The organism is Hyalangium versicolor (assembly GCF_020103695.1).
GTDB lineage: Bacteria > Myxococcota > Myxococcia > Myxococcales > Myxococcaceae > Hyalangium > Hyalangium versicolor.
In genome coordinates, this window is sequence record NZ_JAHXBF010000002.1 from 67880 (window position 1) to 93161 (window position 25282).

At 68.0% G+C, this 25282-nt stretch carries 25 protein-coding genes; 11 read left to right on the plus strand and 14 right to left on the minus strand.

Going from position 1 to position 25282, the window contains the following annotated elements; genetic code table 11:
• Positions 1-2 precede the first annotated feature (2 nt).
• Entirely contained in the window at positions 3-1292 is a 1290-nt protein-coding gene (gene sitA5 / locus KY501_RS03805; protein ID WP_224361133.1) for a SitA5 family polymorphic toxin, read from the minus strand.
• 214 nt (positions 1293-1506) lie between these two features.
• Here sitA5 and KY501_RS03810 point away from each other — a divergent pair, with 214 nt between their 5' ends.
• The 3 genes from KY501_RS03810 to KY501_RS03820 are packed head-to-tail and all read left to right on the plus strand — an operon-like array spanning position 1507 to position 3419.
• Positions 1507-2250, plus strand: coding sequence for a peptidylprolyl isomerase (locus KY501_RS03810; protein ID WP_304608593.1), 744 nt, complete (start codon positions 1507-1509; stop codon positions 2248-2250).
• Between the two features lie 7 nt (positions 2251-2257).
• The gene (locus tag KY501_RS03815; protein ID WP_224361134.1) at positions 2258-2992 is read left to right on the plus strand and encodes an alpha/beta hydrolase; all 735 of its coding nucleotides are present in this window, start codon (positions 2258-2260) and stop codon (positions 2990-2992) included.
• A gap of 13 nt (positions 2993-3005) precedes the next feature.
• On the plus strand, positions 3006-3419 hold the full coding sequence (locus KY501_RS03820; RefSeq protein WP_224361135.1) for a secondary thiamine-phosphate synthase enzyme YjbQ: 414 nt from the start codon (positions 3006-3008) through the stop codon (positions 3417-3419).
• Here KY501_RS03820 and KY501_RS03825 read toward each other — a convergent pair whose 3' ends face one another.
• From KY501_RS03825 to KY501_RS03835, 3 genes are read right to left on the minus strand one after another with little or no spacing between them, the layout of a single operon-like run.
• Positions 3420-3902, minus strand: a complete 483-nt coding sequence (locus KY501_RS03825; protein WP_224361136.1) for a nuclear transport factor 2 family protein — start codon at positions 3900-3902, stop codon at positions 3420-3422.
• 29 nt (positions 3903-3931) lie between these two features.
• Positions 3932-5377, minus strand: a complete 1446-nt coding sequence (locus KY501_RS03830; protein WP_224361137.1) for a sigma-54-dependent transcriptional regulator — start codon at positions 5375-5377, stop codon at positions 3932-3934.
• A complete protein-coding gene (locus KY501_RS03835; protein ID WP_224361138.1) occupies positions 5370-6704 on the minus strand; it encodes a sensor histidine kinase in 1335 nt (444 codons plus the stop codon). Before KY501_RS03835 ends, KY501_RS03830 begins: the two co-directional genes overlap by 8 nt.
• A gap of 496 nt (positions 6705-7200) precedes the next feature.
• Between KY501_RS03835 and KY501_RS03840 the strand changes: the two genes are divergently transcribed.
• From KY501_RS03840 to KY501_RS03860, 5 genes are read left to right on the plus strand one after another with little or no spacing between them, the layout of a single operon-like run.
• Positions 7201-8262, plus strand: a complete 1062-nt coding sequence (locus tag KY501_RS03840; RefSeq protein WP_224361139.1) for an HlyD family secretion protein — start codon at positions 7201-7203, stop codon at positions 8260-8262.
• Positions 8259-9005 (plus strand): ABC transporter ATP-binding protein, encoded by a 747-nt coding sequence (locus tag KY501_RS03845; protein ID WP_224361140.1) that lies wholly within the window; start codon positions 8259-8261, stop codon positions 9003-9005. Before KY501_RS03840 ends, KY501_RS03845 begins: the two co-directional genes overlap by 4 nt.
• Positions 9002-9934 (plus strand): ABC transporter ATP-binding protein, encoded by a 933-nt coding sequence (locus KY501_RS03850; RefSeq protein ID WP_224361141.1) that lies wholly within the window; start codon positions 9002-9004, stop codon positions 9932-9934. The genes KY501_RS03845 and KY501_RS03850 overlap by 4 nt, the downstream gene beginning before the upstream one ends.
• Positions 9935-9940: 6 nt before the next feature.
• The gene (locus KY501_RS03855; RefSeq protein WP_224361142.1) at positions 9941-11077 is read left to right on the plus strand and encodes an ABC transporter permease; all 1137 of its coding nucleotides are present in this window, start codon (positions 9941-9943) and stop codon (positions 11075-11077) included.
• A gap of 16 nt (positions 11078-11093) precedes the next feature.
• A complete protein-coding gene (locus KY501_RS03860; protein WP_224361143.1) occupies positions 11094-12230 on the plus strand; it encodes an ABC transporter permease in 1137 nt (378 codons plus the stop codon).
• 37 nt (positions 12231-12267) lie between these two features.
• On the opposite strand, the gene KY501_RS03865 is transcribed toward KY501_RS03860, so the two are convergent.
• The 4 genes from KY501_RS03865 to KY501_RS03880 form a co-directional block, all read right to left on the minus strand.
• On the minus strand, positions 12268-13110 hold the full coding sequence (locus KY501_RS03865; RefSeq protein ID WP_224361144.1) for a hypothetical protein: 843 nt from the start codon (positions 13108-13110) through the stop codon (positions 12268-12270).
• Between the two features lie 41 nt (positions 13111-13151).
• Positions 13152-14045, minus strand: a complete 894-nt coding sequence (locus tag KY501_RS03870) for a 1,4-dihydroxy-2-naphthoyl-CoA synthase (RefSeq protein WP_224361145.1) — start codon at positions 14043-14045, stop codon at positions 13152-13154.
• 63 nt (positions 14046-14108) lie between these two features.
• Positions 14109-15515 (minus strand): glutathione-disulfide reductase, encoded by a 1407-nt coding sequence (gene gor, locus KY501_RS03875; protein WP_224361146.1) that lies wholly within the window; start codon positions 15513-15515, stop codon positions 14109-14111.
• Positions 15516-15598: 83 nt separating this feature from the next.
• Positions 15599-16273, minus strand: coding sequence for a lysoplasmalogenase (locus KY501_RS03880; protein ID WP_224361147.1), 675 nt, complete (start codon positions 16271-16273; stop codon positions 15599-15601).
• A gap of 114 nt (positions 16274-16387) precedes the next feature.
• Here KY501_RS03880 and KY501_RS03885 point away from each other — a divergent pair, with 114 nt between their 5' ends.
• A complete protein-coding gene (locus KY501_RS03885; protein ID WP_224361148.1) occupies positions 16388-18046 on the plus strand; it encodes a HEAT repeat domain-containing protein in 1659 nt (552 codons plus the stop codon).
• A 24-nt stretch (positions 18047-18070) separates the two neighbouring features.
• On the opposite strand, the gene KY501_RS03890 is transcribed toward KY501_RS03885, so the two are convergent.
• Genes KY501_RS03890 through KY501_RS03900 form a run of 3 tightly spaced genes read right to left on the minus strand, consistent with a single transcriptional unit; the run spans position 18071 to position 21283 of the window.
• Positions 18071-19414 carry a sigma-54-dependent transcriptional regulator gene (locus KY501_RS03890; RefSeq protein ID WP_224361149.1) on the minus strand — a complete coding sequence of 448 codons (1344 nt, stop codon included), beginning with the start codon at positions 19412-19414 and terminating at the stop codon, positions 18071-18073.
• Positions 19411-20826 (minus strand): sensor histidine kinase, encoded by a 1416-nt coding sequence (locus KY501_RS03895; RefSeq protein ID WP_224361150.1) that lies wholly within the window; start codon positions 20824-20826, stop codon positions 19411-19413. Before KY501_RS03895 ends, KY501_RS03890 begins: the two co-directional genes overlap by 4 nt.
• Before the next feature lie 7 nt (positions 20827-20833).
• A complete protein-coding gene (locus KY501_RS03900) occupies positions 20834-21283 on the minus strand; it encodes a hypothetical protein (protein ID WP_224361151.1) in 450 nt (149 codons plus the stop codon).
• A 225-nt stretch (positions 21284-21508) separates the two neighbouring features.
• Between KY501_RS03900 and KY501_RS03905 the strand changes: the two genes are divergently transcribed.
• Both KY501_RS03905 and KY501_RS03910 read left to right on the plus strand, forming a co-directional pair.
• Positions 21509-21772 carry a hypothetical protein gene (locus tag KY501_RS03905; protein WP_224361152.1) on the plus strand — a complete coding sequence of 88 codons (264 nt, stop codon included), beginning with the start codon at positions 21509-21511 and terminating at the stop codon, positions 21770-21772.
• A gap of 312 nt (positions 21773-22084) precedes the next feature.
• On the plus strand, positions 22085-22279 hold the full coding sequence (locus KY501_RS03910; protein WP_224361153.1) for a hypothetical protein: 195 nt from the start codon (positions 22085-22087) through the stop codon (positions 22277-22279).
• A gap of 83 nt (positions 22280-22362) precedes the next feature.
• Here KY501_RS03910 and KY501_RS03915 read toward each other — a convergent pair whose 3' ends face one another.
• From KY501_RS03915 to KY501_RS03925, 3 genes are read right to left on the minus strand one after another with little or no spacing between them, the layout of a single operon-like run.
• Positions 22363-23085 carry an ABC transporter ATP-binding protein gene (locus tag KY501_RS03915; protein ID WP_224361154.1) on the minus strand — a complete coding sequence of 241 codons (723 nt, stop codon included), beginning with the start codon at positions 23083-23085 and terminating at the stop codon, positions 22363-22365.
• Between the two features lie 9 nt (positions 23086-23094).
• Positions 23095-24525, minus strand: coding sequence for a hypothetical protein (locus KY501_RS03920; RefSeq protein ID WP_224361155.1), 1431 nt, complete (start codon positions 24523-24525; stop codon positions 23095-23097).
• A gap of 7 nt (positions 24526-24532) precedes the next feature.
• Positions 24533-25258 (minus strand): outer membrane lipoprotein-sorting protein, encoded by a 726-nt coding sequence (locus tag KY501_RS03925; protein WP_224361156.1) that lies wholly within the window; start codon positions 25256-25258, stop codon positions 24533-24535.
• Between the last annotated feature and the right edge of the window lie 24 nt (positions 25259-25282).

Consider the following 25282-nt stretch of genomic DNA (forward strand, 5'->3'; position numbering starts at 1 on the left):
TCTCACCAAGGGAAGTACGTCGACACCACGATTTCGCCTGTATTGAGCATCACAGCTCTGAAGCCAACCTGATGCGCTCCCATCCTGATCGAGTCCTGGAACGGTCCCTTGAACCCGGGTGTGCCGGCCACCGGGAGCGAGCCTCCTCCTGCCCTGAAGGACTCGAGTTGCCTCATGATGGCGGTTTCGATCTCATCCGCAGTCAGCCCTGTACCAGCGAAGCTCTTGCTCAAGCCTCCAGGGCTTTCGTGCGGCCGGTTGTAACCATGACCGGTATTGAACCGGTATTTGTTTCCTCCAGGGCTTACCCTGTTGGTCCAGAGATTTGTCGGGCCCGAGCCGCCCCCCTGGGTGGCGCCGCCGCTGGCGCCCTGCATGGCCACAGCCACCGCGGCCGGCACGAGCCCCACGGTCATGACGCCCTCCGCCACGGAGATGGACCGAACGCCACCTGCCATGGCCGCAGACAAGGAGAAGCCTGCATTGGTTTCAGCTGCCAACGCCGCCCTCGCGAAGCCTGGAAGCATGGGACCTTTCGAGGCCATGTTCGCGGCGCCGCCCCCCAACGCCGCAGTCAGCGCCAAGATGAGAACTCGCGCTCCGTTCTGCCCGATGACTTTCCCGAAGTTGTGCCCCGCATCCTCCAACTCCTCGAACGACACGGCCCGCTCCGAGTCCATGGACAGTCGCTGCCATCCCTTCACGATGTTCGCGAATGCATCCAAGCCGACATATGCAACGATGTATGCTGTCAGCGCGATGGCAACGACCTTTGTCAACGGCTCTGGTGCTACGACGAGGAACATATATGCGGCCATCGCCGACGTAATCATCGCCTTGAGAGCAAGGGGGTTGACGACCTCTTTCACCGCGCCCTGCACTCCCGCCCACACTCCATCCCAGGCGAATGAGAGCGCCATCTTCCGCCGCGCTGTGGCATCCAAGAAGGAGAACCCGTCCCCCAGTAGCGTGAGGCACTCGCCCGGGTTGTCCTGCTGGGAGCACCAAGCCCCGTAGTCCCCGCCCTGCGTGCGAGGCTCTGGATCCGACGACGCGAGCCGGAGACGCTTTCGCACGTCGTTTTCGGCACGGACGGAGAAGCGCATGTCCAGCACGAGTTGGGTCATCAGCTTCTGGAACTCGCCCTCGGCAATCTCGATGGGCTCCACGTTCCTCGGCGGGACGTAGACGATGGGCTCACCCTGTCCCGTATCTAGGAACACGACATGGGACGTTGCACAGCCCATCAAGAGAGACCCCAGCAGCAACACCCCTCCCCAATGCAACTTCATATCGTCCTCCGCTCCTCAGCCCGCGCATGGCAGCATGAAGATGCGGACTGACACACCGGCCAGAGCGCCTGGAGGTGCATGACACTTCGGCAGGTACAACGAGGGAACCGGGATGCCGCTTAACCAGAAGGCTCGGCAGCGCTCCCGCTAACCCACTGGAAATGCTCACGAACGTAGCGCCAGCCGCTCCATTTGGCGCTAGGATGCGCCCGCCATGCGCACCCGAATCCTGATCACTGGACTGTTGCTGCTCGCTGTCACCGCCTGCACCAAGGAAAAGGAGAAGGAGGCCACTCCGGCCAAGCCTCCCGAGTCCGCCGCCTCCGCGGTGAAGCCCCCCGAGCCCCCCGCCACGCCTCCCGAGCCCCCCGCCCAGCCCCCTCCGCCCCCGCCTCCCGCCGCCGAGCTCACCGGCTTGCAGAAGGACGCAATGGACGGCAAGGACCTCTGGGCCACCTTCGAGACGAGCGAGGGCACCATCGTCGTGAAGCTCTTCTCCAAGGATGCGCCCAAGACGGTGGCCAACTTCGTGGGCCTCGCCAGCGGCCAGAAGGAGTGGAAGGACCCCGCCACCCTGCAGACCATCAAGCGCCCCCTGTACGACGGGACCGTCTTCCACCGCGTCATCCCCAACTTCATGATCCAGGGCGGAGATCCGCTCGGCAAGGGCATCGGCGGCCCGGGCTACTCCTTCGAGGACGAGTTCCAGAGCGGCCGCACCTTCGAGAAGCCCGGCATCCTGGCCATGGCCAACCGCGGCCCCGCCACCAACGGCAGCCAGTTCTTCATCACCGTGGCCCCCACGCCCTGGCTGAACAACCGCCACACCATCTTCGGCGAGACCGTGAAGGGCTATGACGTGGTGGAGAAGATCTCCAAGGTCCCCACCGCCGCCGCCAACGCGCCCAAGACGCCCGTGGTCGTCAAGAAGGTCACCATCAGCGACAAGCAGCCGTAGGCGCGCCATGAGACGCGTCGCCACGAAGCTCGGCGAGCTGGACTGCCAGGTCGTCGATGCCCTGCCGCCCGGCGCGGAGCCGGAGCTGGCCATTGTCCTGTGCCACGGCTACGGGGCCCCGGCCACGGATCTGGTGCCCCTGGCCACCGAACTGATGATGTTGCGCCAGGAGCTGGCACGGCGGGCTCGCTTCGTGTTCCCCGCCGCGCCCCTGTCCCTGATGGAGCTGGGGATGCCCTCCGGCCGCGCCTGGTTCCACCTGCCCATGGAGCTGCTCATGGGGCGGCAGCGGGACTGGGAGACCTACGCGCAAGCAGTGCCCGAGGGACTCGTGGCCGCGCGCCGAGCCGTCATGAGCGCCGTCTCCGCGCTGTCAGCCGCGACGAAGCTGCCTTATGGGCGCATCGTCCTGGGCGGCTTCAGCCAGGGCAGCATGGTGACGACGGACGTCGCCCTGCGCCTGGAGGAATCCCCCGCCGGCCTATGCATCCTCTCGGGCACGCTCATCGCCCGCGAGGAGTGGAAGGCACGCGCCTCGAGCCGCCAGAGCCTGCCCGTCTTCCAGGGCCACGGCCGGTACGACGACATCCTCCCCTTCCAGGCCGCCGAGCGCCTGCATGAGCTGCTGAAGGAAGCCGGGCTGCCGGTGGAGTTCGTACCTTTCGATGGGCCGCACACCATCGCGCCCGAGGAGTTGGAGAAACTGGCGGCCTTCCTCGCCTCGCGGCTGGAAGCCCGCTGAGGAGGAGCACGCCGTGTACCACGCTCGCGAGCTGACGGTGTCCACCCGCGGGCGGGGGTTCCACGACATCACCTCCGAGGTGCAGCGCGCCGTGAAGGAGAGCGGCGCCCGCCAGGGCCTGTGCACCGTGTTCCTCCACCACACCAGCGCGTCCCTCATCCTCTGTGAGAACGCGGATCCGGACGTGCGCAGGGACCTGGAGGCCTTCTTCGCCCGGCTGGTGAAGGACGGGGACTCGCTCTTCCAGCACGACGCCGAGGGCCCAGATGACATGCCCGCGCACGTGCGCACGGTGCTCACGCAGAACTCGCTGTCCATCCCCGTCCAGGACGGCGCCGCGGACCTGGGCACCTGGCAGGGCATCTACGTCTGGGAGCACCGGACTTCCGCCCACCGGCGCCGCGTCACCGTCTCCGTGCTGGGCTGATCACGGCCGCAGGTACTTCGAGGGCAGCGGAAGGTCCACCGTCTCCGGCGTCCACGCCACGGTCAGCAGCCACCAGCGCTTGCCATCGTGGACCATCTGGATGCTGTTGATCCCTCGCACGAAGGGCTTGGACTCTCCATCGCGCAGCCCCTCGTAGGTGCTGAAGACGTGCACGAGCGGGCCGAAGCGCTCCTCGTGGCGGTGAAGCTCTCGCTCGCGGAAACCCTCCAGCACCAGCAGCCGCTCCGACCGGGCGATGTACTCCTCGGGGGTGAGCACGCGGTGGCCGGCCTGGCCATCCGGCCGTCTCCCCAACGGGATCAGCCTGGCCCCCGGAGCGAAGAGCGAGCGGAAGCGGTTCCAGTCTCGCACCTGCCCCTTGGGTCCCGAGATGACGTCGTAGAGCGCGGAGACGATGGCTTCCGGAGTGGCGACATCCTCGGGTCGTGCTGTGGGAATCGGAGGGGGTGTAGGAGGAGTCATCAAAGCCGCCTGGCTATTTGATCAGCAGCTTACTCGGTTGCCCCCCCTTCTCCCGAAGAAGGCGGCGCATCCATTCCATACTTGCGCAGCTTGTCGTGAAGCGTCGCCCGGCCGATGCCCAGGCGCCGGGCCGCCTCGCTGCGGTTTCCCCCTGCCAGACGCATCGCGTCCAGGATCAGCCCCCGCTCATACGCCTCGACGCGCTCTTTGAGCCCCAAGCTCGCCAGCGACTCCCGGCCAGCTCCCTCCGACACCGAGACCGCCGCCACAGGCGCGGCAGCCGATCCCGACGGATCCGAACCCGGAAGCAGCTCGAGATCCACTTCTCCGTCGTGGGAGAGCGCCACCAGGCTCTCCAGCGTGTTCTCCAGTTCACGCACATTGCCAGGCCACGGCCAGGCGAGCAGCCTCTCGTGGAAGCCGTGGGGCACCTTCAACAGGCCTGTATGAAAGCGATCGCTGAAGCGATCCAGGAACATGCGCGCCAGCACGGGGATGTCCTCCGGGCGCTCCCGGAGCGGGGGCACGCGCAGGTGCACCACGTTGAGCCGGTAGTACAGGTCCTCGCGGAACTTGCCCTCGGAGGCCAGTTTTCGCAGGTCCCGGTGCGTGGCGGCGATGATGCGCACATCCACCTTGATGGGCCTGTCCTCGCCCACCGGCCGTACCTCGCCCTCCTGTAGCACCCGGAGAAGCTTGGCCTGGAGCGGCTGGGCCAGCTCGCCCACTTCGTCCAAGAGCAGCGTGCCGCCGTCCGCCTCGCGGAACAGCCCCTGGCGATCCCGGTGCGCGCCGGTGAAGGCACCTCGCGCATGGCCGAACAGCTCCGCCTCGGCCAGCTCGTGCGTGAGCGCGGCGCAGTTGAACCGCAGGTACGGGCGACTCGCACGCGGAGAGGCCCTCACCAGCGCCTCCGCCACCCGCTCCTTGCCGGTGCCGCTCTCGCCGGTGATGAGCACCGTGACATCCCTCGGGCCCGCGCGCTGGACGAGCTGCGCCAGCCGGCTCATCGCCTCCGAGGCGAACACCATCGAGCGCGACAGGTTCAGCTCTCCGGCCAGCCGCTCGTTGTCGTGCCGCAGGCGCACCGTCTCCAGCGCCCGGCCCACCACCGCCAGCAGCTCGTCCACGTCGAAGGGCTTGCGGAAGTAGTCGTAGGCCCCCGCCTTCATCGCCTCCACGGCGAAGCGCTCCGAGCCGTGCGCGGTGATGACGATGACGCGCGGCGGGTGGGGCAGCCCTTGCAGCCGTCGAACCAGCTCCAGGCCATCCATCCTCGGCATGCGCAGGTCGGTGATCACCAGATCGCACGGGTGCGCCTGGAGCCGCTCCAGGGCGAGCGCGCCGTCCGCCGCCTCATCCACCTCGACGCCCGAGAGGCTCGCCAGCGTCTCTCGGAGCGTGTAGCGCACGCCCGCGTCGTCATCCACGACCAGCACGCGAGGGTGCGCCGCCTCCGAGGCTCCCTTAGGCATGAGCCACCTCGCGCACGGGCCCTAGCGTGCCCGCGGGCAGCTCTCGCGGGAGCACCAGCTCCGCCACGCACCCGCCCTGAGCCCCATTGGCCAGCGTCAGCTCGCCGCCGTGCTGGCGCGCCAGCGCCCGAGCCACTGTGAGCCCCAACCCGGAGCCCCGGGCCTTGGTCGTCACGCCGGCTTCGAAGACGCGATTGGCCACCTCGGGAGCGAGCCCAGGCCCCTCGTCTCGCACGCACACGCGCGCATCGCCCGAGGGCGTGGGCTCCACCGTCACGGTCACCCGGCCTCCCGAGGGGCTCGCCTCGATGGCGTTGTGCAGGAGGTTCATGAGCACCTGCTTCACCTTGCGCGAATCGCACGCCGCGTTCACGTGCCCCGAGCCCACCCGCTCCAGGTGCACCCCGCGCTCACCCGCCAGGCCCTCGTGGAGCACCAGCGCCTCGTCGCACACCTCGCCGAGATCGACCGCGCTCACCGCGAGCGGCACCAGCGGCCGGGAGAAGTTGAGGAACTCCTCGAGGATGCCCTGCATGCGAACCACCTCTCCCGAGAGGACCTGGAGACGCTCGGGAGTCTGGGGACGCCCGGGCTCGCGCACCATGAGCTGGGTGAGCCCCTTCACCGTGGCCAGTGGGTTCTTCAGCTCGTGGGCAATCTCTCCGGACAGGGCCTCCAGCTCCCGCGAGTGCGCCCGGTGGGTGGCCAGCAGCTCATCCCGGTGGGTCAGCGCTTCGGAGAGCATGTTGTCAAAGGTGCGGCGAAGCGCTCCGCCCACCAGGGTGGACGCGATGCTCAGCAGCCCCACCACCGTCACGTAGGCCACGAGCAGCGCGGGCGGCGCCGAGCCGAGGTAGCGCAGCGGCAATCCCGGGAGCCACCCGGAGAGCTGGGCGACGGACAAGGCGACGAGCGCGCAGAGCTCCACCGCGAGCAGCCTCTGGCGCTGGGGCGGCTGGGAGGCCACGCTGCTGATGAAGGAGACGGCCAGCAACGTCGGCAGCAGCGGGCTGCAGATCCCTCCGGTGACCAACAGGAGTGCCTGCTGTACGAACACGGCGAACCAGAGGTTGATCGGAACGCTGCGGGCGGTGAAGCCCTCGCGTGCGAACCTGCGTGCCTCGTAGATCGAGAACGGAGCGGCGACGAGCAACAGCACGCCCAGCAACGCCAGCCGCCACGGCGCCGGGTCCAGGAGCGTGGCCACCACCGCCATCACCGCAACCGCGGCTCCAATCCTCAGACGCACACGCACCATGCGGCCGAACGTGCGGCCCAGGTGCTTGATCTGGATGTCATCGAAGTTGCGCAGCGTCTGCGTGTACACGACAGCCTCCGCTCTCCGCCTTCCACCGTTCATGGCACGCCAGCGCGGCCTCCTTCAATGGTGCGCGGCGCCGTCCTTCCACCTTTGCGACGCTTCCGAGAGGCCTTGGCCCCCAAATGAGGGCTGGGCGCCGAAGGAGCAGGCGGCTGGACCACCCGCAGGTGGGGGCGATTTCTCACCGGCGAGCGTGGGCGCCTGGGAGCACCGAACGGCGAATAAAGGAATAGGAGCATGGTGAGCATGGAGCCTCGGGGCTGTCGGGGCGCAAGAGCTGCGCCTCCCCCTCCGAGAGCAATGGGGGTGCCAGAGCCCTCCGCTCGAAGGAGGAGCGAGGACTGCCGGGATCTCGGACGGGGGTGCCGGATTTCCGGCAGGGGGTTCGCGCGGGCTCCCGACGGGCTTCTGCGCTCGTACCTCGGGAGGGCTCTCACGGCATGGCCCTTGCTGTTCCTGATCATGAACCGCTGCGCTGTCTGCCGCGGCTCGAGGAGGGAGCATGCGCCGCGTCGTCGTGCTGTTCATCGTCCTGGTGGTCGTGCTGGGCACCTTGCTGGGGCTGCGGCTGGTGCGGGATCGCCGGGCAGCGGAAGGTCCGCCGGGCGGCTCGGGCGTGGTGGAGGGCACCACAGTGGATATCCGCTCGCGGCTCAACGCGCGAGTGACGGTGCTCCATGTGGAGGAAGGAGCCCGCGTCGAGAAGGGTGCGCTGCTTGCCACCCTGGACTGCACCGAGCCCGAGGCCTCGCTCGCCGAGGCGGAGGCACGGTTGGCGATGACGCGAGCCCAGGCCCACGCCGCGGAGGCAGCCGCCCTCGCCTCGCTGCGTGCCAGTGAGGCCGCCCTGGCCCAGGCCGATGGCACCCAGGCCCAGCTCGAGTCGCTCGCGGCGCAGCAGGGGCTCGCCGCCCGCCAGGCCGAGCGCATGGATCAGATGGGAGATGCCGTCGCCGTGGCCACGAAAGACCAGGCGCGAGCCCAAGCGGATGCATTGAGCCAGCAGCTCGCTGCCTCCAAGCACTCGAGCACCGCGGCGGGCCGGCAGGCACGCGCCGCCGCCGAACAGGAGCGGGCGAGCCGGGAGCAAGCCACGGCCGCAGTCCAGGCCATCCAGGCCGCCGAGGCCACGGTGCGCCGCGCCCGTCTGTCTGTGGGCGAGTGCGAGCTGCGCGCTCCGCTCCCGGGCACGGTGGAGACGTTGGTGCTGGACGAGGGAGAGCTCGCCATGCCGGGCACGGTGGTCGCTCGTCTGGTGGACACGCGCAACTCGCGCGCCACCTTCTATCTGCCGAACGCGGAGCTGGCCGCGGTCCACCCCGGAGAGCCCGCCACCGTGCGCGCGGATGCGTATCCCGGCCGCAGCTTCCCGGCCCGCGTGGTCACCGTGGCGCCCGAGGCCGAGTTCACCCCGCGCAACGTGCAGACGCGCAGCGATCGGGATCGGCTCGTCTATCCGGTGGAGGTGCGCATCGAGAATCCCGAAGGACTGTTGCTGCCGGGCATGCCCGTGGAGATCACCCTGACACCCCGGTCCGGAGCGGTCGCGGAGCGGCGGCCATGAGCGCGCCCGAGGTGGAGCTGGAGATGTCCGGAGTCCGCCGTGCCTTCGGTGCCACCCAGGCGCTGCGAGGCGTGTCCCTGGCGGTGCACCAAGGTGAAGTCTATGGACTGGTGGGACCGGACGGAGCGGGGAAGACGACGGCCATCCGCATGCTGTCGGGGCTGATGCTTCCGGACGCGGGGAGCGTGCGGGTGTTGGGCGCGGATCCGGCGCATCCGCGCAGCCCGGTGCGGGAGCAGCTCGGGCTGGTGCCCCAGCGCAACAGCCTCTATGGCGATCTGAGCGTGGACGAGAACCTGAAGTTCTTCGCGCGCCTGTTCGGACTGAACTCCGCCGACTTTGCGTCGAGGCGCGAGCGCCTGCTCTCCATCACCCGCCTGGAGCGCTTCGCGGACCGGCGGGCGGATGCGCTCTCGGGAGGCATGTACAAGAAACTGGCGCTGGCGTGCGCGCTGCTGCACCGGCCGCGGGTGCTGCTGCTGGACGAGCCCACCAACGGAGTGGATCCGGTGAGCCGCCGGGAGCTGTGGGAGCTGCTCTACGGGTTGGTGCACGAGGGCATGACGCTGGTGGTGTCCACGCCCTACATGGACGAGGCATCGCGCTGCCACCGGGTAGGGCTGTTGTACGCGGGCGAGGTGATCGCCGAGGGAGCGCCTCGGGAGCTGGCGCGAGCGCAGGGGGTGGCGCCCGGCAACTTCGAGGCGGTGTTCCTCGAGCTGATCCGAGGGAGGGCCGCATGAGCGCCATCGAGGTCGAGCACCTGTCTCGCCACTTTGGAGACTTCACCGCGGTGAACGACGTGAGTTTCTCCGTGGGGACGGGAGAGATCTTCGGCTACCTGGGAGCCAATGGCGCCGGCAAGTCCACCACCATCCGGATGCTGTGCGGACTGCTGAAGCCATCGGGAGGGCACGCGCAGGTGGCGGGCTTCGATGTGGAGCGCGAGCCGGAGCGCGTCAAGAGTGGCATCGGCTACATGTCCCAGCGCTTCTCGCTCTACCTGGACCTGAGCGTGCGGGCGAACCTGGAGTTCTTCGCCTCGGCCTACGGGGCCCACGGCGCGGCGTTGCAGGCGCGCATCGACGAGATGCTGGAGCGCATGCAGCTCACGGCCGTGCAGGACGAGGTGACGGGGAAGCTGCCGGGTGGCATCCAGCAGCGCGTGGCGTTGGCGAGCTCCGTGCTGCACCGCCCCCGCATCGTCTTCCTGGATGAGCCCACTGCGGGAGTGGATCCGTTACAGCGGCGCAGCTTCTGGCAGCTCATCCGGGAGCTGTCCTCGCAGGGCACCACCGTCTTCGTCACCACGCACTACATGGACGAAGCGGAGTACTGCGCGCGGATCGGCATCATGGTGGACGGACAGCTGGTGGCGCTGGACACGCCCGAGGGTCTCAAGCGCACGCATGCCCCGGGACGGGTGCTGGAGGTGCGAGGCCCCGGCCTGTCGAAGGCGCTCGATGGCTTGAAGGGTGAGCCGGGAGTGCTGGACGTGAGCCGCTTCGGGGCTGGGGCCAGCGTGCGTGTGGATCCCGAGCGGCTGCCCGCGGAGGGGCTCGTACGCCTGCTGCGCTCCCGTGGGGTGGAGCCGTTGGAGATGGACGAGGCCGCGCCCACGCTCGATGACGTCTTCCTGGCCCTCACATCGGCCGCGGGCCGGAAGGAGTGACGAGCCATGGCCGCCTCCTCGTTCCGTCGAACCCTGAACCGCACCCTCGCCATGGCGGGCAAGGAGGTGCAGCACATCCGCCGGGACATCCGCACGCTGTACCTGGCGCTGGCCATGCCGGTGTTGATGCTGGTGCTCTTTGGCTTCGGCATCAGCTTCGACGTGGATCATCTGGAGCTGGCGGTGGTGGATCAGGACCGGAGCACGGCCTCGCGCGAGCTGGTGCGGCACTTCACCGCGTCCAACGAGTTCACGCTCGTGCAGGAGGGAACATCTCCGGAAGATGCGCTCCGAGAGCTGCGGCGAGGCCACGCCGTGGCGGTGTTGGTCGTGCCAACCGGCTTCTCGCAGGACGTAGGGAGCGGTGGCGCCCAGCTCCAGCTCCTGGTGGACGGTGCGGACGGCAACACCGCCACGCAGGCGCTCGCCAAGGCCCAGGCGCTGGTGCAGGCGGCGTCTGCTCGGTTCGGTCCTCCGGGCGTGTCCCTGCCAGCCCCACCGCTGGAGGTGCGCATCCGCACGCTGTTCAACCCGACGGGGCGCTCGGCGCTGTACCTCGTGCCGGGCCTGGCGTCGTACCTGCTGGCCATTGTCGCGGTGCTCATCACCGCACTCACCGTGGCGCGAGAGTGGGAGCGGGGCTCCATGGAACAGCTCTTCGCCACGCCTGTGGGGCGGCTGGAGATCGTCGTGGGCAAGCTGCTGCCCTACCTGGGCATCGGCCTCCTCCAGGTGCTGCTGGTCATCACGGTGGGGGCATGGGTATTCGACGTGCCGGTGCGCGGCAGCCTGGGGGTGCTGGGGCTGGGAGCGCTGTTGTTCCTCATTGGCATGCTGGGCCAGGGGCTGCTCATCTCCGTGGTGACTCGCAACCAGGTGGTGGCCACGCAGATGGCCACGATGACGTCCGTGCTGCCCTCCATGCTGCTGTCGGGCTTCATCTTCCCCATCGAGAACCTGCCGCTGCCGCTGAGGCTGCTCAGCACCCTGATCCCCGCTCGCTACTTCGTGGGAACGCTGCGCGGAGTGCTGCTGCGCGGCAACGGCTTCGCCGAGCTGTGGCCCCAGTTGGTGGCCCTCACCCTCTTCGCGGCGCTGATGCTGGCGGTCGCCATGGGGCGCTTCCAGCGCCGGTTGGACTGAGAGGAGGACCGTCCGCATGCACCCGCTCTTCGTGCAGTACCGCGCGGTGGTGGTGAAGGAGGTGAGGCAGACGGTGCGCGACAAGCGCGTGCTGGGCCTGCTCACCTTCGTACCGCTGGTGCAAATGTTCGTGCTGGGCTTCGCCGTCAACTTCGACGTGCGCCACGTCCCCACCGCCGTGGTGGACCGGGACCGGACCCACGAGAGCCGGGCCCACGCGCACAGCCTGCTCGCCAGCGACACGCTGGAGCTGAAGCAGGAGCTGGCGGACGAGCGCGCCGCCGAACGACTCCTGGAGCAGGGAGACGCGGCGGTGGCGCTGGTGTTCCCTCCAGACTTCGAGCGGAAACTGCTGCGCGGAGAAGGAGCGCAGGTGCAGGCCCTGGTGGATGGTTCGGATCCGGTGCGCTCGTCCACGGCCGCGGACACGGTGGCCCGGCACGCAGCCGCGAGAGCGGTGCAGCGCATGCAGGAGCAGGCCGAGGCTCGTGGAGAGACGCCCCCGCGCCCCATGTTGGAGCTGGAGCCTCGGGTCCTCTACAACCCGACGTTGTCCACGGCTGTGTACGTGGTCCCCGGCATCATGGCCATGCTGCTGCTCATCGTGACCACGGTGACGATGGCCATGGGCCTGGCTCGCGAGCGCGAGAGCGGCACACTGGAGCAGCTCCAGGTGACACCGCTCAAGCCGAGCATCCTGATGGTGGGCAAGGTGACCCCATTCGTGGTCATCGGGTTGGTGGACGTGGGGCTGGCGCTCACCGTCGGGAGCTGGGTGTTCGGAGTGCCGCTGCGGGGCAACCTCGGGCTGGTAGCGGGCGCGACGCTGCTCTACGTCATGTCCACGCTAGGCGTGGGGTTGCTCATCGCCACACTGAGCCGCACGCAGCAACAGGCCTTCGTGGGAGGCTTCCTCTTCCTCCTGCCAGCGGTGCTGCTGTCCGGCGTGCTCACGCCCCTGCGCGCCATGCCGGACTGGCTGGCATGGCTGACGTGGATCAACCCCGTGCGCTTCTACGTGGAGGTGCTACGAGGCGTGCTGCTCAAGGGCGCGGGCCTCGCGGATCTGTGGCACCAACTGGTGCTGCTGGCCGTGTTTGGCGCGGGAGTGCTCGCAGTGGCCTCCCGGCGCTTCCACAAAACGGCGGTTTGATGCCCACGGCGAAGAGCTGCTGGCCCACCCACCACGCCTACTCACTGGCTCCATTCGACTGGGCCGCTTCCAAGGCCGCCTCGCGTTCGACTGCCCTCTTGTGCTCCTCCCAGGCTTCCAGGGCTGAAGCGACATGGTGAAGAGAATGGCGCTTCAGGCTCCGGTGGTATACCGCGAAGTAGTGCTCCCCGGCGATCGACACAAAGGCATAGGGTTTGGCTGAGTAGTTCATCAACCATTCCTCCGCCTCAGCCCGTGTGGCAAACGAAGACATCTGTGAGGGGAGTCCTCTGGCGGTCAGTGCTTCCAATTCCGACTCAATAGGATAATCGCGATACATGCCGCGCGTATTGTCCTCACGCCTGTACCAAAACTGATGGTATTCATCGCCAATGAGGATGTAGGCCGGGCTCGGAGGTTCCGCGGCACTCCTCATCCAGGCTTCCGCCTCCTCGTGGCGGGTGAAGTGCGCGATGGCCACTGGGGCATATTCCAATTGATTGCTAAAAAAGTCCCCAGCCTCATCGAGCTGTCCCGTATCCGCGATGAAGTTGAGGAGGGAGATGAGCAAGCGCACGTGCTGCTTCTGTTCAGGCTCAGATGTTTTGTCCAGGGTCTTGAGCAGCAGTTCTACCGCCCTCTGCGCGAACATCTCCTTGTACGTGCCGAGACGTGCGCTGGCATGTGGACGTTCTGATGGAACTGCCGCCTTGAGGGAGTCCTCGAATTGGTAGACTTGGCCCGTAACGTGGACGAAGTTGCTGAGTGCACGCAAATAGAGCCAGAGATTCTCTTCCTCCTCTCGGCCTTCTAAGTGCGCTGCTTGCCGCCGGGACGCGATGAGGCTCGCGGCGTTTGCAAGAGCCTCGAGAATTGTCACCTGGATGCCTCCAGGAGTGCGTGGCCGACACCCAGTGAGGCTCAGTACGTCCACGGGAAGCGCTTGAAGTTGCGCTTGCGCTTCTGCACGAAGGCGTCGCGGCCCTCCTGGGCCTCCTCGGTGCCATAGGCCAGGCGCGTGGCCTCTCCGGCGAAGAGCTGCTGGCCCACCATGCCGTCATCCGGGAGGTTGAAGCCGTACTTGAGCATCTTGATGGCGGTGGGGCTCTTGGTGTTGACCTCAGCGGCCCAGTCGAGCGCGAAGTCCTCGAGCTGCGCGTGCGGCACCACCGCGTTGACCATGCCCATCTGGAAGGCCTCCTCGGCGGTGTAGTTGCGGCCAATGAAGAAGACCTCGCGGGCGCGCTTCTGGCCCACCTGCCGCGCCAGCAGCGCCGAGCCATAGCCGCTGTCGAAGCTGGCCACGTCCGGATCCGTCTGCTTGAAGAGAGCATTCTCCTTGCTGGCGATCGTCAAGTCACACACCACGTGGAGGCTGTGCCCACCGCCCACCGCCCAGCCCGGAACCACGGCGATGACGACCTTCGGAATGAAGCGGATCTGCCGCTGGACCTCCAGGATGTGCAGGCGCCCCAGCTTCGCTGGGTCCACCTTGCCCTCCTCACCCTCGTATTTGTAACCGTCCTTGCCGCGGATGCGCTGGTCTCCGCCCGAGCAGAACGCCCACCCGCCATCCTTGGGCGAGGGCCCGTTGCCGGTGATGAGCACGCAGCCCACGTCCGTCATGAAGCGGGTGGCCTCGAGCGCCGTGGCCAACTCGTCCACGGTGCGCGGCCGGAAGGCATTGCGCACCTCGGGGCGGTTGAAGGCGATGCGCACGGTGCCGTGGTCCACCGAGCGGTGGAAGGTGAGGTCCTTGAAGTTGAAGCCCTCGACGGCCGTCCAGCGCGCCGGGTTGAAGATGGCCGAGACCATGGAGTCACTCCAGGAGAGAAGTCGGTTGGAGGCTGGACCCTACCAGCCTCCCGGCGACGTGGCTCACTTCTTCACGGCATCCCGGCCAAGCTCCTCGGTGGCGGTGGCCTGGGGCTCCGGCCGCTTGTCACGCATAGTGACGAACTCCTCGGCGGCCGTGGGGTGGATGCCCACCGTGGAGTCGAGCTGCTTCTTGGTGACGCCGCACTTGAGCGCCACGGCCAGCCCCTGGATGATCTCCGGCGCGTCCGCGCCCACCATGTGGAAGCCGAGCACCCGCCCGGACTTGCGCTCGACGATGAGCTTCATCATCGACCGCTCTTCCCGGCCACTCAGCGTGTGCTTCATGGGCCGGAAGCTGGACACGTACACGTCCACCTCACCGTGCTGCTCACGGGCCTCAAGCTCGCTGAGTCCGACTGTTCCCACTGGGGGCTGGCTGAACACCGCGGAGGCGACTCCGGAGTGGTCCATCTGCATGGGGTTGTTGTTGAAGAGCGTCTCCGCCAGCGCGCGGCCCTCGGCGATGGCCACGGGGGTGAGGTTGAGGCGGTCCGTCACATCGCCCACCGCGTAGATGTTCTCCACGGAGGAGCGGGAGCCCTCGTCCACCACCACGGCTCCGCGCTCGTCCAGCTTCACTCCAACTTCTTCGAGCCCCAGCCCGCGGGTGTTGGGGATGCGTCCCGTGGCGAAGAGCACGGCGTCCGCCTCGAGCGTGTCGCCCATCCGCAGCAGCACGCTCAAGGTTCCATCCGAGCGCTTCTCGATGTCACGGACGAAGACCTCGGAGCGGATGTCCACTCCCTTCTTGCGCATCTCCTGGGTGAGGAAGGCGCGGATGTCCTCATCGAAGCCACGCAGCACCGTGTCGCCTCGGATGAGCGTCGTCACCTTGACGCCGAGCGCGTTGAAGATGCCGGCGAACTCCACGCCGATGTAGCCCCCACCGACGATGATGATCCGGCGCGGCAGATCCTTCAGGTTCAGCGCTCCATCCGAGGTGATGACGTGCTCGATGCCGGGCAGCTCGGGCAGGAAGGGATGCGAGCCGGTGGAGACGAGGATGTTGGCCGCCGTGTAGCGCTGGCCGCCGACCTCCACGGTGTGGGGATCGACGATCCGCCCGTGTCCCTCGATGAGCTGTACGCCCGAGTCTCGCAGGAGCCGCTTGTAGACACCGTTGAGGCGATCGAGCTCCTTGTCCTTGGCGGCTTGGAGCTTCTTCCAATCGTGCTTCGACTCGGGAACGGACCAGCCGAATCCGGCGGCATCCTCGAAGTCGTGACGGAAGTGGGCGCCATAGACGAGCAGCTTCTTGGGAACGCAGCCGCGCAGGACGCAGGTGCCGCCAACGCGATCCGACTCGCAGATGGCCACTCGAGCGCCATAGGAACCGGCGCGGCGACTGGAGGCCACTCCGCCCGAGCCAGCTCCAATGGTGAATAGATCAAAGTCGTATTGAGGCATGGGTCTCCTCCCCTTCGAATCCAGGGAATCCGGGAGGCGACCTTAGCCGGGCTCAGGCTCGCACACCGAGCGTTTCTGAAGCGTCAGACTGCCGTGACAGGCGCGGGGCTCGCGAGCGATTGGGGCTCCCGCGCCGAGAGGGCGATGCAGAACTGCCCCGCCCAATACAACACCATGATCACGTAGCTGGCGCCGGCCACGGGTTGAACGAAGAGCTGGATGGCGATCAACCCATCGCTCGCGGCGAACATCAGCGCCCCCGCCAACGCGACCCATTGCTTGCGCCGCTCCAGGCCCGCCTCCCCCACCATGGCCGCCGAACGCCACATCATCGTGCAGATGACGGCGACATAAGTCGTGACCGGCAGCGCCATGCCTCCGAGCCCCGGCCAGAGGAACACGGAAGTTCCCACGGCGAGAAGCGCGAAGGGCAGGCCGCGCGCAAGGCTCGGGGTGCGTGTCACCGTGAGATAGGCGGCGACGTACGCGACGTGCGCGAACAAGAAGGCCCCCAGTCCGTGCAGGAACAAGTGGGGCCCCACCTCCAACAGCACGTCCCCCACCAACGAGAGGACGAGCCCCACGCAGATGAGCCGTGCATAGCGCTCACGCGGTGGCCACAGCCATGCAAGCAGGCAGACAATCGGGATGGCCTTGGCCCCCAGCTTGAGGTGGGCAGCCTCCAGCGCCACTCCCAGAAGAAAGAGTCCTCCTCCCAGCATGCCTGCTCCCGCGAGAACCCTGGTTCTGTCAGCCACCCTCACGCTCATGCCCGCATCGTACTGTGGATGAGGGAGAGTACGATGGCTCTCGGGTGGTCAGCTCAGAGGTTCGAGCGCGTCAGGGGTGCGCCCAAACGAGGTGGCCAGGCGATGAGCGACGAACTCGAACACCTGAAGCGCAAGGCCAGACCGGACGACATCGAGTCCCTGCGTCGTCTGGACCGAGCCCTCCAACGCACGGGCTGGCATGTGGAGGGGAAGACCTTCCGGGAGTGGATCTCCGAGTACATCCAGTATCCCCTCAACCGGTACCTCGATGCGCCCCCTCCCGCGGAGCACCTGATCGCCAGCGGACTGGCAGCCGTCCCCGCCCTGGTCGAGACACTGCGCACGAAGCGGCTCTCCACTGAGAGCCAGCACGACATCCGGATTCGAGGCCACTGTGTCCTGACACTGGCCAATATCCATCCCCTGCCCACCTGTGCTGTCTCCGCGCTCCTGGAGACCCTCCGCGTCCCGAGCACCATGCTGCGCCGCCTGACCCTTCGGGCCCTGGCGCAATTCCCGCTCCGCCCGACTCCACTTGCCGTCGATGAGCTCCTCTCGTGCCTTGCACTCCGCCACGAGCCGTATGTCCGAGCCGAGGCCGCGGGTGTCCTGTCCAGGTTTGGCGCTCCACTCCCTCCCGAAATCCGCCGCGAGGCGCTGAAGCGGCTGACGGATCCAGACAGCCGGGTGCGGCGCAATGTCCTCCGGCTCCTCGCGCGGCTCCCTGCTCCCGACCCGGAGGTGCGCACGGCGCTCGAGGAGCACGTCATCCTGGATGATGCCAACCGGTTGGAAGCCATCAGGGCCCTGCTCGCATTCGATGAGCCCCGAGCCCTCAAGTTCCTCCAGGACGAGCTCCTCGGAGTGGAGAAGGACGAGCGGGACAATCGCCGCGCGCTGGTCTGTCTCCGGGCCCTCCAGCTCGTCGAAGCGCTTGGCGCGAGGGCCATGCCCACGCTCCCGGCGCTGCGCCGCATCTCTCACAGAGCGAGCGTCGCGGGGTTCCTCTATACGGCCATCGACAGCATCGCGAGGGATCAGCTCTCCGCGAAGAGCCCCGCCCCGAGCCCTGAGCAGCTCCGCGACGAACGCGCCGTCCGGCTCCTGGAGGCCCCCACTGCCCTAAGGCCCGACGAGCCGCCAGACAGAGCCCTCTCACGCTGGGCCGCGGGGTTCCTCCCGTACGGACGCGAGCTGTGCGTACGCATCGCGCTGGCGGCCGCTCGGCACGTGGCGAACCTCTGGGAAACCGAGTACTCCTTGTATGGCTCGCCCCGAGACGCCCTGCATCTCCTGGCGGAATGGCTCGACGATCCCAACGACACGAGCGCGCGGAGGGCTGTCGAACGGGCGGACATCATCCCCAGCCAGCTCTGTGCCCCATCGGCATTCTCGGCCTCCTGGTGCACCACCTTCGCCACCCTCTGTGTGGCCACGGAGGAACAGCTCAAGGAATGGACACGCGGCGTCCAACCGCTCGAATCGGCGGAGGGGGGCTTCCTGGGTTCCGCTGTCCTCAGCGCCTGCCGTGCACTCGGCAGCAGATCCGTCATCACCCTGGCACTCGGCTCCGCCGAGGAAGCACCGCGACTGTCCCAGGAAGAGGCCGCCCGAGAGGTACGCAAGGCCATCGTGGACGAGGTCCTCCCCTGGATCTGCGGCACGTGGGATCCCGTGAAGGACGTCCTCGAGCGACGCAGGCAATGGCTTGCACCTCCACCGGCACCAGCCCCGGGGAGCACAGGCCGATATCCACCCTGAAGGGAAAGGGCCTGAGCCCGGCGCTCACGGCTCCTCGGGCTCGGGAGCCTCCAGCAGCTTGTAGAGCGTCTTGCGGTCCACGGCCAGGAGCCGCGCCGCCTCGCTCTTGTTGCCGCCCACGTGTTGCAGCACGTGCGCGGCGTACCGCCGGGACAGCTCCGCCAGGCTCGGCATGTCCTCCGCCAGCCCCGTGGCCTTCTTCGAGGCGTCGTCCCCGATGGGCGCCGGGAAGTCCTGCGGCCCCAGCACTCCCGTCACGTTGAGCGCCAGCGCCCGCGCCACCACGTTCTCCAACTGCCGCACGTTGCCCGGCCAGTCGTATGCCGTCAGCCGCGACATCCCCTCCGGAGTCACCACCGGCCGCACCCCACCCCGCGCGTGCAGCGCCGCGAAGTGATCCACCAACGCCGGAATGTCCTCCCGGCGCTCGCGCAGCGGCGGCAGGCGCAGGTGCACCACGTCCAGCCGGTACATCAAATCCTCGCGGAACAGCCCCTCCGCCACCCGATCCTTCAAGTCCTTGTTCGTCGCCGCCACCACCCGCACGTCCACCTTCACCGGCGCGCTCTCTCCGACCCGGCGGATCTCTCCCTCCTGCAGCACGCGCAGCAACTGCGACTGCACCTTGGGCCCCACGTCTCCAATCTCGTCCAGGAAGAGCGTGCCACCGTGGGCCTCCTCGAACAGGCCGCGCCGCGCCCCCGCCGCTCCGGTGAAGGACCCGCGCGCGTGCCCGAACAGCTCGCTCTCCATCAGCGTCTCGGCGATCGCGCCGCAGTCCACCGGGATGAACGGCCCGCTGGCCCGCGACGAACGCTTGTGCAGCGAGCGCGCCACCATCTCCTTGCCCGTCCCCGTCTCGCCCGTAATCAACACCGGCACCTGCGTGGTCGCCGCCCGCGCCACCTGCTTGTACACCTCGAGCAGCGCCGGGCTACGGCCCACCAGGGTGCTGCGCTCCACCTGCTTGCGCAGCGAACGGTTCTCCTCCACCAACCGCTTCTGCTCCAGCGCCCGCTTCGCCACCCGCAAGATGGCGTCCACGTCGAAGGGCTTCGCCAGGTAGTCGAAGGCGCCCTGCTGGATGCTGTCCAGCGCGCCCTCGATGTTCCCGAACGCCGTCACCACGATGACCGGCGTGTCCGGCAGCTTCGCCTTCACCTCCTGCAGCACCTGGAGCCCATCGCCCGGGTTGGGCATCGCCATGTCCGTAAGCACCAGGTCGAACGGCCCATCCTCGGCCAGCCGCTCGGAGGCGCCCTTCGGATCCGAGGCCGCCAGCACCTCACCCAGCGTGCCCAGCAACCGCTTCAGCAGATCCCTCGCATGAGGGTCATCGTCCACCGCGAGGATGCGGGTGGTCGTCATGGCGCCACCTGGCGAGCCGCCCCAGCGGTCTCGGGAGCCCCGGCCGCCAGCGCGGCCACCCGGGGAAAGCGAACCGTCATCGTCGTACCCACTCCCTCCTGGGAGTCCACGCTCAGCGTGGCCCCATGCGCCTCCACCAGCCGCTTCGCCGTGGCCAACCCCAGCCCATGGCCCGGCAGCCCCCGAGCCTCGGGCGCGCGGAAGAACGGCTGGAAGAGCGAACCCCGCGTCGCCGCGCTCATTCCAATACCGTTGTCCTTCACCTGCAGCACCGCCTCGCTTCCCTGCACCGCCACCCGCACCGAGACGCTCGGCGAGGGCCGCCCCGCCGTGTACTTCACCGCGTTGGACACCAGGTTGCGCGCGATCACCTGCAGCAACTGGTTGGGGCAGTCCACCCGCACACCGGGCTCCAGCTCGCGCTCCAGCGTCACGCCCTGCGCCGCCGCCGTCTGCGCCAGCTCCAGCAGCACCGTCGTCACCGCCGTGTCCAGCTCCGCTGAGGTGCGCTCGCCCCGCGTGCCCGCCCGGCAGAAGCGCAGCAGCGCCTCGATAAGCTCGCCCATCCGCACCGCGCTCGACTCGCACTGGGACAGCATCTCCAGCGCTCCCGCGTCCTGCACCGCCCCCGTTCTCCGGATCAGCGTCAGGTAGCCCTTCAGCGGCGCCAGCGGCCCCATCAAGTCATGCGCCACCCGCCGGGTGAACGAGTCCAACTCCTGGTTCACCCGCCCGAGCTCCTCGATCTGCCGCTGGATGGTGTTCTCCTGCCGCCGCAGCACCGCGGTGATGGACCAGCCCACCAGCAACGAGATGAGCATCGCCACCAGCGTCACCGCCGCGCCCACCGCGGTGTTGCGCACCCGCATGTAGGCCAGGTGCCCGATGAGCTCCTGCGCCTCGTCCGCGTTCTCCTTGGCCAACTGCGTGGCCAGCGCATCCACCTCCGTCACGAGCGGCCTGACGCGCTCCGTCAGGTGGTGCCGCGCCTTCTCCGCATCGCGCAAGTGCGAGAGCACCGCGGCCCCGCGCACCTCGTTGGCCAGCGTCTGGCACGCTCCGTTGAAGCGCTGCCAGGCCACCACCTTGCTCCCCGGGGGCAGGTTGCGCGTGTACGCCTCGGTGGAGCGGCGGATGCTCTCGAGGATGTCCTCCATCACCGCGTTGGCGGCCTTGCGGTCGTCATCATCCTTGGCGCGGATATGCGCCTCGATGGCGCTCTCCATGGAGAGCGCATCCACGCGAATGCGGCCGATCAGCCCCGCACGCTCCAGGGCCTGCCGCACCAGCGCGTCCACCTGCTGGCCGCTGCGAACCTCCGTCCACAGGGTGAAGCCCGCCACGGCGGACAGGAGCGCGACTGCGAAGAGGAACCCGGCCCTGTAGCCCCGAATGGGCGCGCGTGCGTTCACGGGGCGCTCAGGGCGAGGCCCCCTGCCCGCTCCCCGAGCTGGGTGCCGGAGGCTCGGGCGGTGGGCTGTGCCGACGAGCTCGGGAGAGCGCCGACTCGAACCACACATCCGACATCTGTTCGTGCATCTCGGCCAGCTCGCGCTGCTGGACGTGGAGCTGCTGGTTGAGCTCCTCCAGCGCTCGGCGCTCGGACTCCGCGCGCGCCAGCTCCTCGCTCAACGCCTGCTCGGCCTGCTCGGCCTCAGCACGCTCCAGCTGATGCAGCTCCAGCGCCGCCTCCGCCGCCGCGAGACGACAGCCCAGCTCGTCCGAGCGGGCGCGCTCTTCCTCATACCGGCGCTGCCACACTTCCGCTTCCTGTACTTGAGGCTGAATCGGCAGGGGCGCGACCACGGGTGCCGTCGCGCACCCCAGCCCCCACCACGCGACCACCGCGGAGATCAAGAGGTACCGCATGCCCCGCACATTGCAGGAGCGGGGAGGTGCCGTCAAAGACCGGCCGGGTAGCCTTGGGGAGAACATCCTCATCATTGGTGTTCCAAATGTGGATCTTCTCCCCGAAAGAGGGCGCGGCGGCAAGCCGCTCCGAGCGAGCCTCCGTGGCACGCAGGGTGCTCTAGCGAGGGAGTGCACACGGCCGCACCTCGCGCCGTCCCTGCCAGATACCGGAGATTTCCCGCCATGAAGAACATCATCGTCGCCGCCGTGCTCGCCGCCACCACCGCCTTCGCCGCCGACACCAAGCCGGCCGCCGCCGCCGAGACCAAGCCGGCCGAGGCCGCTGCTCCGGCCGCCACGGAGACGAAGACCGAGACCAAGACCGAGGCGAAGACCACCGAGGCCGCCCCGGCAGGTGAGACGAAGACCGAGACCAAGTCCGAGAAGAAGACCTCCACCAAGAAGGCCCCCAAGAAGGCCGAGACCAAGCCGGCCGAGACCAAGTAGTTCCTCCTTCGCCACCTGGCGAAGCCGCGCGAGGGCGTCTCCTTTCGAGGGGGCGCCCTCGTTGCTTTTGGGGCCAGGGTGGGCTCAGTCATGCCTCTACCTACACCGGTACATGTGTCGTCCCAGGTCGCAGAAGGGCTCCGTGAGGAGCGTTTCATCATGCCAAGGCCTCGCCTGGGGAGAGGCTCCACACCCGGGGGTGGGAGAAGACGTGAAATCGCGGGGTTCTGAGTCGGCACGGGAGATGCTTTGCCTGCAAACGGATGCAGCGCATGAAGCGCTGTGCCACCCCCCAACCTGGAGAGACCCACCATGAAGAACTTCGTCGCCGCCCTCGCCCTCGTTGCCGCCACCGCCGCCTTCGCTGGTGAGGACACCAAGGCCGAGGCGAAGCCGGCTCCGACCACCGAGACCAAGCCGGCCGAGGGCGCCAAGGCTGAGGCGAAGCCCGAGCACAAGGACGGCAAGAAGGCCGAGGCCCCGAAGACCGCGGCCGAGACCAAGTAGTTTCGAGCTCCCACTCGGGAGTCGCATGGGGGCGCTCTCCTTATATGGAGGGCGTCCCCGTTGTCGTTTCAGGGGGTACCCAGCTAGGACCCCGGCGCGGTGTGGGCGGGTGAGGGCTCGGCTGGCAGCATCGTTCCGTCGTGGATGTGCAGGGCCCGCCGCGCGTGGGAGACCACCCGCGGATCATGCGTGGAGAAGAGGAAGGTGACGCCCTTGTCCCGGTTGAGCGCGAGCATCAGGTCGATGATCTGATCGCTGGTGGCCGAGTCGAGGTTGGCGGTGGGCTCGTCGGCGAGCACGAGCCGGGGCTGGGTGATGAGGGCCCGGGCGATGGCGACGCGCTGGCGCTGGCCGCCGGAGAGTTCATCGGGCCGGTGGCGCACGTAGGGCAGCAGGCCCACGGCGTCGGCGAGTGACTCGACGCGCTGGCGCAGCTCGGAGCGGCTCTCGCCGTCCTTGCGCACCAGACAAGGGAACTCGATGTTCTCGGCCACGTCGAGCACGGGGATGAGGTTGAAGCTCTGGAAGATGAAGCCGATCTTCCTGTTGCGCACCTCCGCGAGCGCGTCGAAGTCGCGGTCTCCTACCTCTTCGCCATCGAGGCGGTAGGAGCCGCTGGTGGCGCGGTCGAGGCAGCCGATGATGTTGAGCAGCGTCGTCTTGCCGCTGCCCGAGGGTCCCGTCACGACGGTGAACTCGCCGGAGCTCACGGTGAGGTCCACGCCGCGCAGGGCGCTGACCTTCGTTTTTCCCAGGAGGTAGTCCTTGGTGATGCCCGCGAGCTCGATGAGGTTCCGAGGCGACATGCGGCGTTCTCAATAGAAGAGGCGCGCCTGGAGCAGCACGCGGTAGGAGGAAGGGGGCAGCTCGAACTCGCTGATGTGTTCGCCCGTGGAGGGCACGGTGGCGGCGAGCGAGGAGGGCCCGGAGAAGGGCACGAAGCCGGACAGGGTGAGCGTCAGCCACTCGGTGGTGGACCAGGCGACGCTCGGGGCCAGCATTCCAGAGAGGTCTCCCAGGTTGGCGATCAGCGAGGCGGACACGGTGAAGTCATCGCGGATCTTCGGCTTCTGGAAGGTGACGAAGGCGTAATGGCGGGAGATCGGGACGAAACGGAAGCGCAGAGGGAGGCCCGCTTCCGTGCCGCCCAGGAGTTGGCCCAGCACCTGGGATGTGTCGAACCCGAGTTCGCTCGCCGTGGACAGCAGAGACAGTCCGTTGACGACGGACTGGAACTCGGAGCGCTTCAGGCCGTCGGCCTGGTAGAGGTACTCCACGGACAGCAGTGATTCGTCGGTGAACTGGTAGCGCGTGCCGACGAGGATGTGCGGACGGAGCCGCTTTTCATCCAGGCGCCGTGTGGAGATCAGCGGTTTGCCTTCGAGGAAGCAGGCTGCGGCGGCCGGGGCATCATCGAGACAGCCGGGAGTGGGGTAGCTGCGCGCTGAGCCTCGGCCGACGAGGGCCTCCAGGTGGAGTTCGTAATCGTCGAAGAAGTAGCGGGAGAAGGAGAACCCCAGCCGGGTCTTGTCCTCGAAGGCATCGCCATAGAGGTTGGACTGGAAGAGCATGAGGTTGAGGTCCGCGTTGGCCACGAGGGCGTAGGCGCGAGCGGCGAGCAGGTAGTGCGCCTCCCTGTCGCGCCGATCCCAGTCGGGATAGACGAGGAGGGAGCGAGGCAGTCCACTCTCCTGCTCGAGGACGGCGGGGCTGGCGACGAAGGTGAAGGTGTACTTTTCGAGCGGCACTTCGACACGGACCATGTACGCGCCCACGCGCTGGGAGCTGGGGTCGGTGGGGTCCTTGGGAGGGTTGAGGAGGTCCGTGGGGTTGTAGGCCCAGCCCGAGCCCCAGAGGATCCGCTTCTTGCCCGCGAGCAGATGGAGCGCGGGCACCACTTCGTGACTGAGGTACAGCTCGCTGAGAGAGACGAAGGGGCGAGCCGCGGAGGCCTCACGAACGGGGACGCCCACTTCGCGCCCGTCGGCATCGAGGCCCCGGTAACGCCACGCGCCCTGGAGGAAGAAGGACAGGTCCGCGGCCACGAAGCCGCCGGGGCGGTACTCGTGGCGCGGCTGGGTGTTGAGCTCCAGGAGTTGCTGTATCTCCGGCTGATCGTTGGTGGGCAGGAGACCATGCACCCGCGAGCGCTGGTATTGCGTACGGCTCTCGACGTAGCCGGTCACCTCCGCGGCCAGGGCGGGCGCGGCGGCGAGCAGTACGACAATGGAGCTCAGGAGGCGCATGGATTCGTCAACGTCCCAGGTCCGCCTGGGTGAAGCGCTGCGCGGGCGCCTCCACCCCGCGCTTCAGGGACTTCACCACCAGCTCCGAACGACGGCTCTTCACCAGTTCGTTGCGCATCACCACCTTCGCCGGACGCGTGTAGCCCTTCTCGAGCTCCGTGTAGTCGCTGAACTCGGCGCTGCGCAGCATCTGCCCGCTCGTGCCGAAGTACTGCGCCTTCACCGGCAACCCGTCCGACTTGCGCAGCCACAGCTTGATGGCGTCGTACGCCGTCTCCTGCGACTTCGCCTTCAGCTCCAGCGCCCACGTCTCCGCGCTGTCCGAGGGCACCAGCTTCCCCGCGTAGTCCTTCGAGTAGTTCACCCGCAGGATGTCCGCGTTGTTGAAGTCCCCTCCCTGGAAGCTGTCGCGGTTCGCCATCCGCGTGGCCCGCTTCAGGTTGGGCAGGTACACCCACAGGTTGTCCCCCACCCGGAGGATCTCCTGCCCCTTCACGCTCGCTGGAGCCTTGAACCAGATCCGCGACTTGTCGTCCTCCGCCTTCAGCATCCGCATCTCATATGAGCGGCTGCTCCCATCCTCCCGCCAGGCCGTCATCTGGGACTCGGCCTCGAAGGTGCGAGGCCCCATCACCTCGTCGTAGCGCTGGAGCAACTCCTCAGCCGTGGGGTCCTTCGCCCACGCAGCCTCCGCCACCAGCAGCGCCACTGCGGCAATCCAGAAGGCTCTCATCCAGGACTCCTTTCACAAGAGACG